The 16,281-nt window shown below is 71.3% G+C and carries 15 protein-coding genes; 11 read left to right on the forward strand and 4 right to left on the reverse strand.

The annotated features are described in order from the left end of the window. Positions 1 to 205: 205 nt before the first annotated feature. The 3 genes from sciP to EU555_RS37140 form a co-directional block, all read right to left on the reverse strand. Positions 206 to 481, reverse strand: coding sequence for a CtrA inhibitor SciP (gene sciP, locus EU555_RS22770; RefSeq protein WP_048443591.1), 276 nt, complete (start codon positions 479 to 481; stop codon positions 206 to 208). A gap of 112 nt (positions 482 to 593) precedes the next feature. Next, complete coding sequence (locus EU555_RS22775; protein WP_135417514.1) at positions 594 to 1,271, reverse strand: flagellar hook assembly protein FlgD; 678 nt, start codon at positions 1,269 to 1,271, stop codon at positions 594 to 596. A 53-nt stretch (positions 1,272 to 1,324) separates the two neighbouring features. Further along, positions 1,325 to 2,650, reverse strand: coding sequence for a flagellar hook-length control protein FliK (locus EU555_RS37140; RefSeq protein WP_245524440.1), 1,326 nt, complete (start codon positions 2,648 to 2,650; stop codon positions 1,325 to 1,327). Between the two features lie 261 nt (positions 2,651 to 2,911). On the opposite strand from EU555_RS37140, the gene mnmA reads away from it, so the two are divergent. The 4 genes from mnmA to EU555_RS22800 all read left to right on the forward strand — a co-directional run bounded on the left by mnmA (position 2,912) and on the right by EU555_RS22800 (position 7,217). Next, entirely contained in the window at positions 2,912 to 4,060 is a 1,149-nt protein-coding gene (mnmA, locus tag EU555_RS22785; RefSeq protein WP_135417585.1) for a tRNA 2-thiouridine(34) synthase MnmA, read from the forward strand. A gap of 55 nt (positions 4,061 to 4,115) precedes the next feature. Further along, complete coding sequence (locus EU555_RS22790; RefSeq protein WP_135417515.1) at positions 4,116 to 4,769, forward strand: class I SAM-dependent methyltransferase; 654 nt, start codon at positions 4,116 to 4,118, stop codon at positions 4,767 to 4,769. Further along, entirely contained in the window at positions 4,766 to 5,581 is an 816-nt protein-coding gene (locus tag EU555_RS22795; protein ID WP_245524441.1) for a TVP38/TMEM64 family protein, read from the forward strand. Before EU555_RS22790 ends, EU555_RS22795 begins: the two co-directional genes overlap by 4 nt. A 199-nt stretch (positions 5,582 to 5,780) precedes the next feature. Then, positions 5,781 to 7,217, forward strand: a complete 1,437-nt coding sequence (locus EU555_RS22800; protein ID WP_135417516.1) for a sensor histidine kinase — start codon at positions 5,781 to 5,783, stop codon at positions 7,215 to 7,217. A 118-nt stretch (positions 7,218 to 7,335) separates the two neighbouring features. On the opposite strand, the gene EU555_RS22805 is transcribed toward EU555_RS22800, so the two are convergent. Further along, on the reverse strand, positions 7,336 to 7,938 hold the full coding sequence (locus EU555_RS22805; RefSeq protein ID WP_135417517.1) for a glycoside hydrolase family 75 protein: 603 nt from the start codon (positions 7,936 to 7,938) through the stop codon (positions 7,336 to 7,338). A gap of 344 nt (positions 7,939 to 8,282) precedes the next feature. On the opposite strand from EU555_RS22805, the gene EU555_RS22810 reads away from it, so the two are divergent. The 7 genes from EU555_RS22810 to EU555_RS22840 all read left to right on the forward strand — a co-directional run bounded on the left by EU555_RS22810 (position 8,283) and on the right by EU555_RS22840 (position 16,236). Next, positions 8,283 to 9,179, forward strand: coding sequence for a LysR substrate-binding domain-containing protein (locus EU555_RS22810; RefSeq protein ID WP_135417518.1), 897 nt, complete (start codon positions 8,283 to 8,285; stop codon positions 9,177 to 9,179). Positions 9,180 to 9,554: 375 nt separating this feature from the next. After that, on the forward strand, positions 9,555 to 10,304 hold the full coding sequence (locus EU555_RS22815; protein ID WP_135417519.1) for an SDR family NAD(P)-dependent oxidoreductase: 750 nt from the start codon (positions 9,555 to 9,557) through the stop codon (positions 10,302 to 10,304). Between the two features lie 13 nt (positions 10,305 to 10,317). Beyond that, positions 10,318 to 11,172, forward strand: coding sequence for a transketolase (locus tag EU555_RS22820; protein WP_135417520.1), 855 nt, complete (start codon positions 10,318 to 10,320; stop codon positions 11,170 to 11,172). Continuing rightward, on the forward strand, positions 11,169 to 12,200 hold the full coding sequence (locus EU555_RS22825) for a transketolase family protein (RefSeq protein WP_135417521.1): 1,032 nt from the start codon (positions 11,169 to 11,171) through the stop codon (positions 12,198 to 12,200). The genes EU555_RS22820 and EU555_RS22825 overlap by 4 nt, the downstream gene beginning before the upstream one ends. Continuing rightward, positions 12,191 to 13,081: an NAD(P)-dependent oxidoreductase gene (locus EU555_RS22830; protein ID WP_205820983.1), complete on the forward strand. Its 891-nt coding sequence runs from the start codon at positions 12,191 to 12,193 to the stop codon at positions 13,079 to 13,081. Before EU555_RS22825 ends, EU555_RS22830 begins: the two co-directional genes overlap by 10 nt. A 246-nt stretch (positions 13,082 to 13,327) precedes the next feature. After that, entirely contained in the window at positions 13,328 to 14,341 is a 1,014-nt protein-coding gene (locus tag EU555_RS22835) for a TRAP transporter substrate-binding protein (protein WP_135417522.1), read from the forward strand. 11 nt (positions 14,342 to 14,352) lie between these two features. Further along, entirely contained in the window at positions 14,353 to 16,236 is a 1,884-nt protein-coding gene (locus tag EU555_RS22840; protein WP_135417523.1) for a TRAP transporter large permease, read from the forward strand. Positions 16,237 to 16,281 lie beyond the last annotated feature (45 nt).

Consider the following 16,281-nt stretch of genomic DNA (forward strand, 5'->3'; position numbering starts at 1 on the left):
GCGGCAGGGCATGAATCGGCGCCGGGACACCTCGCTCCCGCGTGAAGCGGGCGGTGTCCCGGTCACTGACGCCGCGGCGCGGTTCCGGGGATCGTCGCGCGCAGGATGGAGCATGGAATTCCTCTCGAACACGAGAGACGAGATCCCACGCTTGTCTCCGTCCCGAACGGTCCGCCGATGCCGGAACCTTCGTGCGAGAAGAGGTCTATTGCCTGTAGTGCTGAATCCGCGTCGTGCGCAGGCCGGCGAGGCCGTGCTGCTCGATCGAGTACTGCCAGCTCAGGAATTCCTCGGTGGTCAGCGTGTAACGCTGGCACGCTTCCTCAAGGCTCAGGAGCCCGCCGCGCACCGCGGCCACCACCTCGGCCTTTCGGCGGATCACCCATCGGCGCGTGTCGGTCGGGGGAAGGTCCGCGATGGTCAGCGGACTTCCATCTGGCCCGATGACATACTTCACCCTCGGGCGATGCGGTTCGGTCATGATACGCTCTACACTCGACTGACCTGTCGAGACCGAAGCTAGGCACCCGCGCTTAAGATTGCTTGAATCATTTCCCTCGCATGTGATTCGTAATCCACAGCAATCCACCGAATCAGTTGCCGCCGGTGCCACCGATCGCCTCGACGCTGCTGAGAGCCACGGTGCGGTCCCCCACGGTCAGGACCGGTTCGGCGCCGGTGACGTCCACGCTGGTGATCGTCCCGCTGATCTTGGTGTCGACGCCGACGCTCGACCCGGTGGTGTCGAGGGCCTGGACCTTCAGGGTGTACTTCCCGTCCGGGGCGAGCTGCCCGGTCGAGGTCCGGCCGTCCCAGGCGAAGCTCTGGCTGCCGGCGGGCAGCGCCTTGGTCTGTGTGGCGACGACGTTGCCCTTCGCGTCCGTGATGGTCAGGACCGCCTTTGCGGCGGCGCGCGCGGGGGTGAGCGTCCAGGTGGCGCTGCCCTCGCTGAGCGACGCCGTGGCGCCGTCCGCCGTCACGGTCTTGCCGATGAGGCCGGAAGCGGTCGCCGCCGCCGAGGCCTTGCTGGCGGTGAGCAGGCTGCCGAGGCGGTCGTTGGTCTTGAGCTGCTGCTCGACCGAGGCGAACTGCACCAGCTGCTGGGTGAACTGGTTGGTGTCGAGAGGATCGAGCGGGTTCTGGTTCTGCAGCTGCGTCGTCAGCAGGGTCAGGAACTGGTTGAAGTTGCCCGCGATGGTGCTGGCGTCGCTCGCGGTCTTGCTGGCGCTGCTGCTGGAGAGGTTGGTCAGGCTGCTGATGCCGGCGGTCATCGGGGCCTCGCGGGTTCGAGCGTCATCGGGGCGGGGATCATGGGAAATCGTCGTCAGATTCTCAGGTCGAGGCCGAGGCGCTGGCCGAGGCCCTTCAGCGGCGGCAGGGCGCCCTCCCCCTCGGGCTCAGCCCTCACGCGGTCGGCGCCTTGCGGCCGGCCGGATTCGTCGCGCTGCGGCGCGTTCTGGCCGCCGCCGTCGCGCAGCGAGAAGGTCAGGCCGGCCTCGCCGGGATTGAGGCCCGCCTGCGTGAGAGCCTGCTGCAGGCTGCCGGCGTCGCGCTGGAGCAGCGCCAGGGTCTCGGGGCGCTCCACCACCAGATGCGCCTTCACGGCGCCGTGCGTCCGGTCGATGTCGAGGCTGACGTCGATGCGTCCGAGCTCGTAGGGGTCGAGCCGGATCTCGAACCGGTTCGCGCCCGCGAGCGCCCGCATCCCGATGGCGATCGGCACCGCGCTCAGGGTGGCGGGGACCGCGACCGCCGGGCGGGCCTCCGCCGGCGCCGACGGATCGGGCGCCGGTATGGTGCCGCGGGCCGGCGCGGCGGTTGCGGACGGATCGGGGGCCGCGAGATCGTCTGGCGCTCGGTCCGGCCCGTCGGGCTGCCGGCCTTCGGCCCGCCCGGCCGCGGCCTCGAGGAGCGTCGCGGCGGCCCGCGGGTCGGCGCCCTGCATGGGCGCCGCCGCCGATGCGATCGCGGTGCCGGCCGTCTGGGCCGCGCCGCCTTGCGCCGCCCCCGCGCTCGTCGCCGGCGCGGTCGGGACCGGTGCCGTCAGGAGGGAGAGGATCGGCGTGGCTTCGGAATCGGGGTCCTCGGCACCGGCGGCCTCGCCCTCGGCGTCCGTCTCGTCGGCGGAGCCGCCTGCCGTCGCCTCGCCGGCCGCGACGGCGGCCGCGCGGACGGCCTCGGCCTGCGCGGCGGCGGGCGGCCCGGCCGGCGTCCTGGTGTCGGAAGCCTTGATCGCGGAGGCCTCGGTGCCGGCTGCGCGGGAGGACCGGTCCGGTCCGCCCTGGGCGGCGGAGCGCGCGTCGGTGCTCCTCCGCTGCGCGGGTCGCGGCGCATCGCCGGCCGCGCGAGCCGGGTCCCGGTTCGGGGTGGTCACGTCGTTCCGCCTCGTCGCGGCGCGATGCGCGTCGGGGCGGGAGAGCGACGGCGCGGCGGGATCGGACCACGGCCGCTGGCTCGTCCGGGCGCTCCGTGAGGCCTCGCCGGAGGCCGGGCGGAACGGCTCGTGGGCGGCCGTCTTCGCGACCGACTTGCCGGCCGACTTGCCGGCCGACTTGGCGTCGGCCCTGTTGCCGGATCGCGCCGCAGCCGCCGACCGGACCGGCTCGCGGCCGGTCGTCCATCCCCCGTCACCCGCTCCGCTGAACTGCATCGGCGACCTCCTGGAGCCTCCAGAGCAAGCCGCCTGCCAGCGCCCGCGGTCGCGCAAATGCCTGATGATTCACGCTGTTTTCTCGGAGACTCGACCCCGCCGACGGGCCGCCCGGTCGGTTTCTGCCGGGATCCCGGCAAGAACTTCCCTGCGGGCCCGCCCTCGTGCCGCCCTGGCAGAACCCCGGCCGGATCGCTATAGACTCCGCGTGCGGCGCCGGGGGGCGATCCCCGGATGCCGCCCCCAACCCTCTGCACGGTCATGAACTCGCTCGATCTGCCCAAGGCCCCGGAAGACACCCGCGTCGTCGTGGCGATGTCCGGGGGCGTCGATTCCTCCGTCGTCGCCGCGCTGCTCAAGCGCGAGGGCTACGACGTGGTCGGGATCACGCTGCAGCTCTACGACCACGGGGCGGCCACCCACCGCCGCGGCGCCTGCTGCGCCGGCCAGGACATCCACGACGCCCGCCGGGCCGCGGAGGTCATCGGGATCCCGCACTACGTGCTGGATTACGAGGACCGGTTCCGCGAGGCGGTGATCGACCGCTTTGCCGACAGCTACCTCCAGGGCGAGACGCCGATCCCCTGCGTGGAGTGCAACCGGTCGATCAAGTTCCGCGACCTGCTCTCCACCGCCCAGGACCTCGGCGCCGACGTGCTGGCCACCGGCCACTACGTCGCGAGCCGGGCGCTGGCGCATGGCGGCCGGGCGCTCCACCGCGCCCTCGACCCGGCCCGGGACCAGAGCTACTTCCTGTACGCGACCACGCCCGCGCAGCTCGATCTCCTGCGCTTCCCCCTCGGCGAGCGCCCGAAGGACGAGACCCGGGCGCTCGCCAAGGCCTTCGGCCTCGCCGTCGCCGACAAGCCCGACAGCCAGGACATCTGCTTCGTGCCGCAGGGACGCTACCAGGACGTGATCGCGCGCCTGCGGCCCGACGCGGTGCGCCCGGGCGAGATCGTCCATCTCGACGGCCGGCGGCTCGGCCGCCACGACGGCATCATCGGCTTCACGGTCGGCCAGCGCCGCGGCCTCAACGTCGCGGCGGGCGAGCCGCTCTACGTCGTGCGCCTCGAGCCCGGCGAGGCCCGGGTGGTGGTCGGCCCGCGCGAGGCGCTGGCCACCTCGGTGATCCGGCTCGCCGACCCGAACTGGCTCGGCGACGCCCCCCTCGACGCGGCCCGCGACCTGCCCGTCGCGGTGCGGGTCCGCTCGACCCGCGAGCCGCGCCCCGCCACCCTGACCTGGAACCCGGACGGGCTGTGCGCGGAAATCACCCTGGCGACGCCCGAGGACGGGGTGTCGCCCGGCCAGGCCTGCGTCATCTATGCCGATGACGGGCCCCGCGCACGGGTCCTCGGCGGCGGCACCATCCGGCGGGTCGCGGCCGAGCGCCTGGCGGCGGCCTGACCCGCGGCGCCCGCGCGCGGACTGGGACAAGACTCACCTCGGAGACGATACGGACATGCTGAGCGAGCCGCGAGAGGCGGGGCCCACCACCGCCTTGATGCGCAAGGCCTACGCGCGCTGGGCGCCGGTCTACGACGTGGTCTACGACAAGCTCACCGAGCCGGCGGCCCGGGACGCGGTCGAGGCGGCGCTCGTCGGCGGACGGCGGATCCTGGAGGCCGGCGTCGGCACCGGCCTGTCGCTGGGCTACTACCCGAAGGATGCCGAGGTCTACGGGGTCGACCTGTCGGAGGACATGCTGCGGCGCGCCAGCCGCAAGGTGGCGCGGCGCGGCCTCACCCATGTCAGGGGCCTCCAGGTGATGGATGTCTGCCGCCTCGGCTACGCCGACGCCAGCTTCGACGCGGTGGTGGCGCAGTTCCTCATCACCCTGGTGCCGGACCCGGAAGGCGCCCTCGACGAGTTCCTGCGGGTGCTCAAGCCCGGCGGCATGATCGTGCTCGCCAACCATTTCGGCCAGGAGGACGGCACCGTCGCCCGGGTCGAGGAGATCGTCGCCCCGCTCTGCGAGAAGATCGGCTGGAGCTCGGCCTTCAAGGCCGGCCGGATCGAGGCCTGGGCCAGGTCGAAGGGCGTCACCTTCATCGGCGTGCGGCCGACCTTCCCGGGCGGGTTCTTCAAGATCCTGCGCATGCAGAAGGCCGGGTGAGCGCGCCGAAGCGGCCGGAGGAGCCTGCGCCCGGGACCGGCCCCGAGGCCGTGGCCGCCCCGGCCTGGCGCGGCTGGCTGCGGGTGCTGCCGCTCGTCGCCCTGGTGGCGCTCTCGATGGGCCTCCTCGTCGGCGGCATCACCCGCTGGTTCAGCCTCGACCAGCTGCTGGCCTCCCGGGCCTTCGCCAAGGCTTGGGTGGCGGAGGGGTTCTGGCGCGCCTATGCGTGCGCCTATCTGGCCTATGTCGGCACCGTGGTCGTGTCGCTGCCGGTCTCGGTGGTGATGACGACCCTGTGCGGCTTCCTGTTCGGGCCGGTCCCCGGCGCGCTGGTGTCGATCTGCGCCGCGACGACCGGCGCCGTCATCGTCTTCTCCATCGGCCGCACGGCGGCGGGCGAGGTGCTGCTGCGGCGCGCCGGCACGCGCCTCGGCCGCCTGGCGGAGGGGTTTCGCCGAGACGCGTTCTCGTACGTGATGGTGCTGCGGCTGCTGCCGGTCTTCCCGTTCTGGATGACCAACCTGGCGCCGGCGATCTTCGGGGTGCGCCTGCGCACCTTCGCCCTCGCCACCCTCATCGGCATCAGCCCGGGAGCCTTCATCTACGCCTCGGCCGGCGCCGGGGTGGAGAATGTGGTCGCGGCCCACCAGGCGGCCAAGGAGGCGTGCGTCGTCGCCGGCGGCATCGCCTGCGACGCCGCCCTGTCGCTGCGCGCCGTCGTCACGCCCCAGCTCCTCGCCACCCTGCTGGGCCTCGGCGCCCTGGCGCTCTTGCCCGTCGCCTGGCGGCGGTGGCGCGGTGATCCCGGTTGACAGCGCCGCGGCGCAAAGCTGCATCACGCGCAATTCCTTGGCAGTCTACCGGATCTTTGGCAGTCTGGCGGGCGACTGTCCGAGGCCGCCGGCGCGCGAGGGGGCCAAGGCCTGACAAGCATGGTAGTGTCGCGTCGGCCTGGTCGCGCCTCAGAGCGTCGGGCAAGCGGGGGCGCGGGCAAGCGAGGACGTCGGGAACGTGCATGGGGCCGATGACGCGGCGAGCCAGGGTGGCCTCCGGCGGCTCGCCGGCCGGATCGGGCTGTCCGGCCGCCTGCTCGTGCTCACGGTGGTGTTCGTCCTCATCGCCGAGGTGCTGATCTACGTGCCGAGCGTCGCGACCTTCCGGCGCTCCTGGCTGTCGGACCGGGTCGCCGCCGCCCAGGTCGCCGCCCTCGTCCTCGACGCCGCCCCCCAGCAACGGGTCTCGGATGACCTCGCGCGGCGGCTCCTGATGGGCGTCGGGGCGCGGGCCATCGCCCTCAAGGCCGGGGGCGCGCGGCGGCTCCTCAACCTGACGCCCATGCCGCCGGAGGTCGGCGAGACCGTCGACCTGCGCGAGGCCGGCTGGATCGAGGGCATCGCCGGCGCGTGGCGCACGCTCACGCACGTCAACCCCCTGCCCCTGCGGGTCGTCGGCCACGGCATGGACGGCGTCGACTTCGTGGAACTCGTCCTCGATCCCGCGCCGCTGCGCCACGCGATGATCGCCTTCTCGGGCCGGATCCTGCTCGCGTCGCTGGCGATCTCCGGCATCACGGCCGGCCTCGTCTTCCTGGTGCTACAGCTCTCGATCGTGCGGCCGGTGCGGCGGCTGGCGCGCAACATCGCCAACTTCGCGGAGGATCCGGAGGACCTGTCGCGGCGGATCAGCCCCTCCTGGCGCAACGACGAGATCGGCGCCGCCGAGACGGCGCTCGCCCGCATGGAGACGATCCTGTCGGGCGAGCTGCGCCAGAAGCGGCGGCTCGCCGATCTCGGCCTGTCGGTGAGCAAGATCAATCACGAGTTGCGAAACCTGCTCACCACCGCGCAGCTCCTCGTCGACCGGCTCGAGCACGTCACGGATCCCGGGGTGCAGCGGGTGGCGCCGCGCCTCGTCGCCACCCTCGGCCGGGCGATCCGCTATTGCGAGGGCACGCTGGCCTATGGCCGCGCCGCCGAGCGCCCGCCCGAGCGCCGCCTCCTGCCCCTGCGCCCGATCCTGCGCGACGCCCTCGACCTCGCCGGCCTGGCGCCGGGCGCCGCCGTGACCATCGAGGACCGCACGCCGGAGGGGGTGATGGTCGACGCCGATCCCGACCAGCTGTCGCGGGTCCTGGTCAACCTGGTGCGCAACGCCGTCCAGGCCCTCGGCCTCGCCGGCGCCAGCGACGGGCCCCCGCTGGTCGCGATCGAGGCCGAGCGGGCGGGCGCCACGGTGACGATCCTCGTCGCCGACAACGGCCCCGGCCTGCCGGAGCGGGCCCGGACCCACCTGTTCGAGGCCTTCCAGGGCTCCGGCCGCTCCGGCGGCACCGGGCTCGGCCTCGCCATCGCGGCCGAGCTGGTGCGGCTCAACGGCGGCACGCTGAGCCTCGACGAGACCCGCAGCGGGGCGCGGTTCCGGATCGCCTTGCCCGACCGTGCCGCCTAAGCATCATTCGCCGAAGTGGTCACCGGTCCGGTGCCAAAAATGATGCGAAACCAGAGAACCAAGCAGAAGTGCGCGACGCAATTCTGCTTAGCATCGCCCGCGCGGGCCGGCCGATCGATCACGCCCGCTGAAGCTCGTATGTCTCCTCGTCGATGACGGCGGCGCGCCCAGGCCACATTGCGAACCTCACGCCCGCCGAGACGCCGCCGTTCTTCGGACTGCTGGGGATCTCCAGGAGCTCGGCCGCCCGGATGGACAATTCGCCGATGCGCGTCGCCCCGCTGACGTCTGCGACGACGGCCTCGATCGTCTTCCCCTGGAAGCTGACCTGCGCGTGACACCCGATCACGACGCCGACGGCGTGATGCCGGACGATCGGGTTGACGACGACGTAAGGAACCGTCTTCGCATCGACGTAGCGCGTCGCGATCGGCCTTCCCTTCCAGGCATAGGTCGTCTGGGAGTACAGGTTGCCGTGCCCGTCATCGAGCGGCTCGCCATCGCCGCGATCGAGCAGGACGCCTCGCCAATCCCCGTCAGGATAACCGGCGTTCTGGAGCAGGTCCAGACCGTGATCGTCACGGCGATAGGCGAAGTGCTTGACGTTCTTCTGCCCGTTGGCGCCGTCGGCGTCAATCGCCGCGCCCGACTCCCAATGCACCCGACCGTCGTCGTCCTGAAACACCTCGATCTTCCCGATCTTCGCAATCATGGTCGACATTGCATCTGCTCCGCTTGATTTTTCGTCTTGTCAGCGCAATGGACCACCTGCGCATACATATCGTCATCGACCAGACATGCCGCAGGCAAGAAATTAACCGTTACGGGCAATGTATCAATCTGTTTCCATGGCACCATCGAAATGACCGACGATCGCGCCTGACGACGAAGACCGTTTCAGGGCTGTCGTTCCCGTTCCGCGGACAGTGTCGTGACGGTGGTGTTGGCGATGGCGGGTCAGAACGACGTCGCTCGTCGTCACGGCCCGCACCGTACGGCCGACCGCCATCCACCCGTCGCCGGTCGATGTTGCCAATCCGGCCGGCACCGCCGCATCGTAGCGGCATGTCCCTGCGCGTCCCCCTCTCCGCCGTGCGCTCCTTCGAGGCGGCGGCGCGCCGCCGCTCGTTCAAGGACGCGGCCGCCGAGCTGAACCTGACGGCGAGCGCCGTCAGCCACGCCATCCGCAAGATGGAGGCGTCGCTCGGCGTGACCCTGTTCGAGCGTCAGGGCCAGGGCGTGGTGCCGACCGCCGCCGGCGAGGCGCTGCTCGAGCATGTCGGCCGCGCCTTCGACGAGCTGCATCGCGGCCTCGACCTCGTGGCGGCGCGCGGCCCGCAGCTCCTGCGGCTGCACTGCGCCCCGAGCCTCGCGGCGCAGTGGCTGACGCCGCGCCTCGCCCGCTTCCTCTCGGCCCATCCGGGCTTCGAGGTGCGCTTGGCGGCCGGCATGGACTATGCCCGCTTCGTCAGCGACGAGTTCGACGCCGACCTCGTCTACGGCCCGCCCCGCGGCGAGGGCCTGGTGGCGGTGCCGCTCTGCACCGAGACGGTGATGCCGCTCTGCGATCCCGAGCGCGCCGCCCGCATCCGCGAGCCGGCGGATCTCCTCGATCAGGTGCTGATCCAGAGCGACAACAAGCAGGTGCGCTGGCCGCTCTGGTTCGCCCGCAACGGCCTGCCGGCGCCCCGCCCCCTCGGCGTGCGCTTCGACCGCAGCTTCCTGGCCATCGCGGCCGCCGCCGACGGGCTCGGGGTGGCGCTCGAATCGACCCTGCTCGCCGAGCGCGAGATCGCCAGCGGCCGCCTTGTCGCGCCGTTGCGGGGCCTCGCGCAGGACGTGACGTATGTCGGCCACCACCTCGTCTACCCGGCGACCACCCGGCGGCGGGCGCCCTTGCGGGTCTTCGCCCGGTGGCTGGCGCAGGAGATGGGCATCGCGCTGCCGGAGGATCTGGCGTGAAGCGGCCTGCCACTCTTCTCCCACCCCGGACCTCATCCTGAGGTGACCGGCGATCGGAGATCGCCGGGCCTCGAAGGAGGGCTCCAGGGATCGCAGTAGTATCTGGAGCCCTCCTTCGAGGCCCACTGCGTGGGCACCTCAGGATGAGGGCTAGGATGGGAGAACGGCCGGCATGCGCCAAGACCCGACGCCCGCCCAGATGAATCCCATTCACCTCAGCCTGCAATTTCCGCGTTTGTCGCCGCCCCTCTCCCCGGGCACTCTGCCGCCAACGAGACGAGGGAGGCACCGTCGAAGAGACGGGCGGCGAGGCGGGGCTTGAGCCCCGCGCGCCGGCGTCGCTCCCTCGTGCATGGAACAGCCAGGGAGGACGACATGCTGCTGACCGACAAGGTGTGCCTGATCACCGGCGCCGCATCGCTGCGGGGCATCGGCCGGGCGACCGCGAAGCTCTTTGCGCAGCACGGCGCCACGGTGGTGATCCTCGACCTCGATGCCGGCCAGGCCGAGGAGGCCGCCCGGGCGATCGGCGAAGGCCATCTGGGGCTGGCCTGCAACGTCACCGACAAGGCCGCCTGCCAGGCCGCCGCCGACGAGGTGGTCTCACGCTTCGGTCGCATCGACGTGCTCGTCAACAATGCCGGCATCACCCAGCCGCTGAAGTTCATGGAGATCGAGCCCGGCAACTACGACGCGGTGCTCGACGTGAATCTTCGCGGCACGCTCTACATGAGCCAGGCGGTGGTGCCGCAGATGCGCCGGCAGCAATCCGGCTCGATCGTCTGCATGTCGTCGGTCTCGGCGCAGCGCGGCGGCGGCATCTTCGGCGGGCCGCATTACAGCGCCGCCAAGGGCGGCGTGCTCGGCCTCGGCAAGGCGATGGCCCGCGAGCTCGGCCCCGACACGGTGCGGGTCAACAGCATCACGCCGGGCCTGATCCAGACCGACATCACCGGCGGCAAGCTCACCGACGAGCTGAAGGTCGAGATCGCCAGGGGCATCCCGCTCGGCCGCCTCGGCGTCGCCGACGACGTCGCCAAGGCCTGCCTGTTCCTGGCCTCCGACCTGTCCTCCTACATCACCGGCGCCGTCATCGACGTGAACGGCGGCATGCTGATCCACTGACGGAGGCGATCCCATGTCCCACGCCGAATCGCCGCCGCGGCAGAACAGCCCCTCGCTCGCCGAGCGGGCCTACCGCATCCGCCGCAACGCCCTCTTGATGGGCGAGGTCCAGGGCCAGGGCTACATCGCCCAGGCGCTCGGCATCGCCGACGTGCTGGCGGTGTCGTACTTCCACGCCATGCGCTACCGGCCGGCCGAGCCGGAATGGGAGGGGCGCGACCGCTTCCTGCTCTCGATCGGCCACTATGCCATCGCGCTCTACGCCGCGCTCCTCGAGGCCGGGATCCTGCCGGAGGACGAGCTGACGAGCTACGGGGCCGACGACAGCCGGCTGCCGATGTCCGGCATGGCCGCCTACACCCCCGGCATGGAGATCACCGGCGGCTCGCTCGGTCACGGCCTCGCGCTGGCGGTCGGATTCTGCCTCGGGCTCAAGCGCAAGAAGTCGGACTCCTTCGTCTACTGCCTCATCTCCGACGGCGAGCTCGGCGAGGGCTCGATCTGGGAGGGCGCCTGGTCGGCGAGCCACTGGAAGCTCGACAACCTGATCGCGATCGTCGACGTCAACAACCAGCAGGCCGACGGCCCGGCCCAGCAGGTCACCGGCTTCGAGCCGGCCGCCTCCCGCTTCGAGGCCTTCGGCTGGCACGTCCAGCGGGTCGACGGCAACGACATCGACGCCCTGGTCCAGGCCTTCGACGCGGCCCGGGCCTGCACCGAGCCGAAGCCTCGCATCATCATCTGCGACACCAAGATGGCGAAGGGCATCCCCTTCCTGGAAGCGCGCGAGCGCAATCACTTCCTGCGGGTGGAGCCGCAGGAATGGCAGGACGCCCTGAAGATCCTGGATGCCGGGAGGCCCGCATGAAACGCTCGAAATACACGCGCCCGGCCTGGCTCTCCGAGGCCAGCACCGGTGAGCGACTGACCACCTCGGCGATGATCGCATCCCTCGCCGGCCCCGACCAGCGCACCGCGCCCGCGCCCTTCGGCCACGCGCTGGCGAAGCTCGCGGAGGAGCGGCCGGAGATCGTCGGGCTCACCGCCGATCTCGGCAAGTACACCGACCTGCACATCTTCGCCCAGAAGCACCCCGAGCGCTTCTACCAGATGGGCATGGCCGAGCAGCTCCTGATCAGCGCCGCCGCCGGCATGGCCCGCGAGGGCTTCCAGCCCTTCGCCACCACCTACGCGGTGTTCGCCGCGCGGCGCGCCTACGACTTCATCTGCATGGCGATCGCGGAGGAGAACCTGGACGTCAAGATCGTCTGCGCGCTGCCGGGCCTCACCACCGGCTACGGCCCGAGCCACCAGGCGACGGAGGACATCGCGATCTTCCGCGGCCTGCCCAACATGACGATCCTCGACCCCTGCGACGCGCACGAGATCGCCCAGGCCGTGCCGGCCATCGCCGACCACAAGGGGCCGGTCTACATGCGGCTCCTGCGCGGCAACGTGCCCCTGGTGCTCGACGAATACGGCTACACCTTCGAACTTGGGAAAGCGAAGACGATCCGGGACGGCAACGACGTCCTGATCATCTCGACCGGCCTGATGACCATGCGGGCCCTCGAAGCGGCGGAGGCGCTGCGGGACGACAGGATCGAGGTGTCGGTCCTGCACGTGCCGACGATCAAGCCGCTCGACACCGAGACGATCCTGCGCGAGGCCGGCAAGGGCGGGCGCCTGGTGGTCGTGGCGGAGAACCACACCGTGGTCGGGGGCCTCGGCGAGGCGGTGGCGGGGCTGCTCCTGCGCTCCGGCACGGTCCCGAAGGCCTTCCGCCAGGTCGGCCTGCCGGACGAGTTCCTGGATGCCGGCGCCCTGCCGACCCTTCACGACCGCTACGGCATCTCGACGAACGCCATGGTCCGGAGCATCCGCGAATGGCTGTGATCACCGCCCATCCCGTCGCTTTCGTGGGCCTCGGCTCGATGGGCCTGCCGATGGCCCGCAACCTGGTGCGGCACGGCTTCTCCGTGCGCGGCTTCGACGTGCGGGCGGAGGGGCGCGGCGCCTTCGCGGGCGCCGGCGGCACCCCCGCCGAGACCATCGCGGCGGCCTGCGACGGGGCCGGCACCGTGGTGCTGATGGTGGTCAATGCCGATCAGGCGGAGGCCGTGCTGTTCGGCGAGGGCGCCCTCGAGCGCCTGGACCCGGACGCATCCGTCGTCCTGATGGCGACCTGCCCGCCGGCCGCTGTGGCGGCGCTGGCCAAGCGCGTCACCGCCACGGGCCGGGCCTTCGTCGACGCCCCCGTCTCCGGCGGGGTCGTCGGCGCCGAGGCCGGCACCCTCACCATCATGGCGGCGGCGCCCGCCGCGGTGATCGCCGCGGTGCGCCCGCTGCTCGCGGCGATGGGCGACAAGGTGTTCCATGTCGGGCCCGAGCCCGGCCAGGGCGCCACCATGAAGGCGGTCAACCAGCTCCTCTGCGGGGTGAACCTCGCGGCGGCCGCCGAGGCCCTGTCGCTCGCCGCCAAGGTCGGGATCGACGGCGCGACCGCGCTCGAGATCGTCTCGGGCTCCTCGGCCTCGAGCTGGATGCTGCGCGACCGCGGCCCGCGGATGCTGGAGGAGACCCCGCGGGTCACCAGCGCCGTCGACATCTTCGTCAAGGACCTCGGCATCGTGCTCGAGGCCGGCCGCAGCGAGAAGGCGGCCCTGCCGCTCGCCGCGCTCGCCCACCAGCTCTTCCTCGCGGCGTCCAGCCGTGGGGCCGGAGCGGAGGACGACAGCCAGGTGATCGGGTCGTACCGGGCCCTCAACGGCAAGTAAGTCGAACATATCGCCCGACCGAGGGTGCGTTGACGCGTCGCGTCGTGCGCATCCCCTCTCCCCGCAGCGAAGTCGGGCCTGCCCGACTTCGCCCTCCGCTTGCAGATCCCGGGCAAGCCCGGGATCTGTCGGGGAGAGGAGAACGTCCGCGACTCTTTCCGAATCCGCGGCGGTGCCTCGGACATACTGAAGACCTGCTCCAGAAGCCGGCCGAACCGGCCCGTATCCCCTCCCGAGGAGACATCCATGAGCCACGCCCTCTCCCGCCGCACGTTGCTCGCCGGCGCCGCCGCATTCCCCCTCGCCACGGTCTTCACCCGCCCGGTCCGCGCCGCCGAGTTCGAGTACAAGCTCGCCACCGGCCAGGACCCGACCCACCCGGTCAACACCCGCGCCCAGGAGGCGCTCGCCCGCATCCGCGAGGCCTCGAACGGCCGCCTCGACATCAAGCTGTTTCCGGCCAACCAGCTCGGCTCCGACACCGACCTGCTGTCGCAGGTCCGGAACGGCAGCGTGGAGTTCTTCAACCTCTCGACCTCGATCCTGTCGACCTTCGTGGCCGCCGCGGCGCTGCCGAACACCGGCTTCGCGTTCAAGGATTACGACGACGTCTGGAAGGCGATGGACGGGGGCCTGGGCACTTACGTCCGCGAGCAGATCGCCAAGACCCCGATCCAGTCCGTCTCGAAGGTCTGGGACAACGGGTTCCGTCACATCACCTCCTCGACCCGCGAGATCAAGACGCCGGAGGACCTCAAGGGCTTCAAGATCCGCGTGCCCCCGTCTCCGATGCTGACCTCGCTGTTCAAGTCGCTCGAGGCCGGCGCCGCCCCGCTCAACTTCAACGAGCTGTATTCGGCGCTGCAGACCAAGATCTTCGAAGGCCAGGAGAACCCGCTTGCCATCACGGCGACGACGAGGCTCTACGAGGTGCAGAAGAGCTGCAGCCTCACCGGCCACGTCTGGGACGGCTACTGGATCCTCGGCAACAAGAAGGCCTGGCAGCGGCTGCCGGAGGACCTGCGCGCCATCGTGACGCGCGAGCTCGACCGCTCGGCCGACGACCAGCGCGCCGACATCGTCCGCCTCAGCGCCTCCCTGCGCCAGGACCTCGCCGCCAAGGGAATCGCGTTCGTCGAGGTCGACCGCCAGAAATTTCGCGATGCGCTCGGCCGCACGACATTCTACAAGGACTGGAAGAACAAGTACGGCGACGCGGCTTGGGAGCACCTCGAGGCCGTCTCCGGCAAATTGGCCTGAGGGAGGCAACCATGCATGTCGACATCGCGACGGAGACGCCTGCCTTGCCGGCGGCGTCGGCCAAGCGCGCCTGGGCGCGCTCGCTCGACCATGCGCTCGGTCCGCTGATCGAGATCCCGGCCGCCCTCCTGGTGGTGGCCGAGATCGTGGTGCTGCTGGCCGGCGTCGTCAGCCGCTACGTCTTCCACGCGCCCATCGTCTGGTCGGACGAGCTCGCCTCGATCCTGTTCCTCTGGCTCGCCATGCTGGGGTCGGTGGTCGCCTATCGCCGCGCCGAGCACATGCGGATGACGGCTTTGGTCAGCATGGCCTCAGTGAAGACCCAGGCCTTCCTGGAAGCCGTGGCGCTCGCCGCCGGCCTCGCCTTCGTGCTGCTCCTCCTCCACCCGGCCTACGAGTTCGCGGCCGAGGAGGTGTTCGTCCAGACCCCGGCGCTCGAGATCACCAATGCCTGGCGCGCCGCCGCCCTGCCGGTCGGCTTCGCCCTGATGCTGGTCATCGCGACGCTCCGCCTCGTCGAATGCGCCGACTGGCGCCACGCCGTCGGCGCGGTCGCGCTCACCGGCCTCATCATCGCCGCCCTGATGCTGGCCGAGCCGACCCTGCGCACGCTCGGCAACTGGAACCTGCTGATCTTCTTCGTCCTCGGCGTCGGCGCCCTGGTGTTCACCGGCGTGCCGATCGCCTTCGCGTTCGGGCTCGCCACCTTCGGCTACCTGATGCTGACGACGAGAGCCCCCGCCATGGTGGTGGTCGGGCGCATGGACGAGGGGATGAGCCACCTCATCCTGCTCGCCGTGCCGCTCTTCGTGTTCCTCGGCCTGCTGATCGAGATGACCGGCATGGCGAAAGCCATGGTGGGCTTCCTGGCCAGCATGCTCGGCCATGTCCGCGGCGGCCTGCACTACGTGCTGGTCGGCGCCATGTACCTCGTGTCCGGCATCTCGGGCTCGAAGGCCGCTGACATGGCGGCGGTGGCGCCCGTGCTCTTCCCCGAGATGAAGAAGCGCGGCGCCAAGGAGGGCGACCTCGTGGCGCTGCTCGCCGCCACCGGCGCCCAGACCGAGACCATCCCGCCCTCGCTGGTGCTCATCACCATCGGGTCGGTCACCGGGGTGTCGATCACCGCCCTGTTCACCGGCGGCCTGCTGCCGGGCGTCGTGCTGGGTATCACGCTCTGCCTGCTGGTGTGGTGGCGCTACCGGGGCGAGGATCTCAGCCACGTGCGCCGCGCCACCAAGGGCGAGGTGGCCAGGGCGCTGGTCATCGCCTTCCCGGCGATCGCCCTGCCCTTCGTCATCCGCGCCGCGGTCGTGGAGGGCGTGGCGACGGCCACCGAGGTCTCGACCATCGGCATCGTCTACGCGATCCTCGCCGGCCTCCTGATCTACCGGCAGTTCGACTGGCGGCGGGTCTACCCGATGCTGGTCTCGACCGCGTCGCTGTCGGGGGCGATCCTGCTGATCATCGGCGCGGCGACCGGCATGGCCTGGGCGCTGACGCAATCGGGCTTCTCGCAGAGCCTGGCGGTGATCATGAAGGGCCTGCCGGGCGGGGCGCTGGGCTTCCTGGTCGTGTCGGCGGTGGCCTTCGTGATCCTCGGCTCGGTGCTGGAGGGCATCCCGGCGATCGTGCTGTTCGGCCCGCTGCTCTTCCCGATCGCCCGCCAAGTCGGCGTGCACGAGGTGCACTACGCGATGGTGGTGATCCTGGCGATGGGCGTCGGCCTGTTCGCCCCGCCCTTCGGGGTCGGGTACTACGCCGCCTGCGCGATCAGCCGGATCCACCCGGATGCCGGCATCCGGCCGATCGTCGGCTACATGCTGGCGCTGCTCGTCGGCCTCGCGGTGGTGATCCTCGTGCCGTGGATCTCGATCGGATTCCTGGCGAGCTGAGGCGGGTCGGGGACCCGGTTCTCTCGACCGGCAACCGTCATCCCG

The sequence above is a fragment of the Methylobacterium nonmethylotrophicum genome, assembly GCF_004745635.1.
GTDB lineage: Bacteria > Pseudomonadota > Alphaproteobacteria > Rhizobiales > Beijerinckiaceae > Methylobacterium > Methylobacterium nonmethylotrophicum.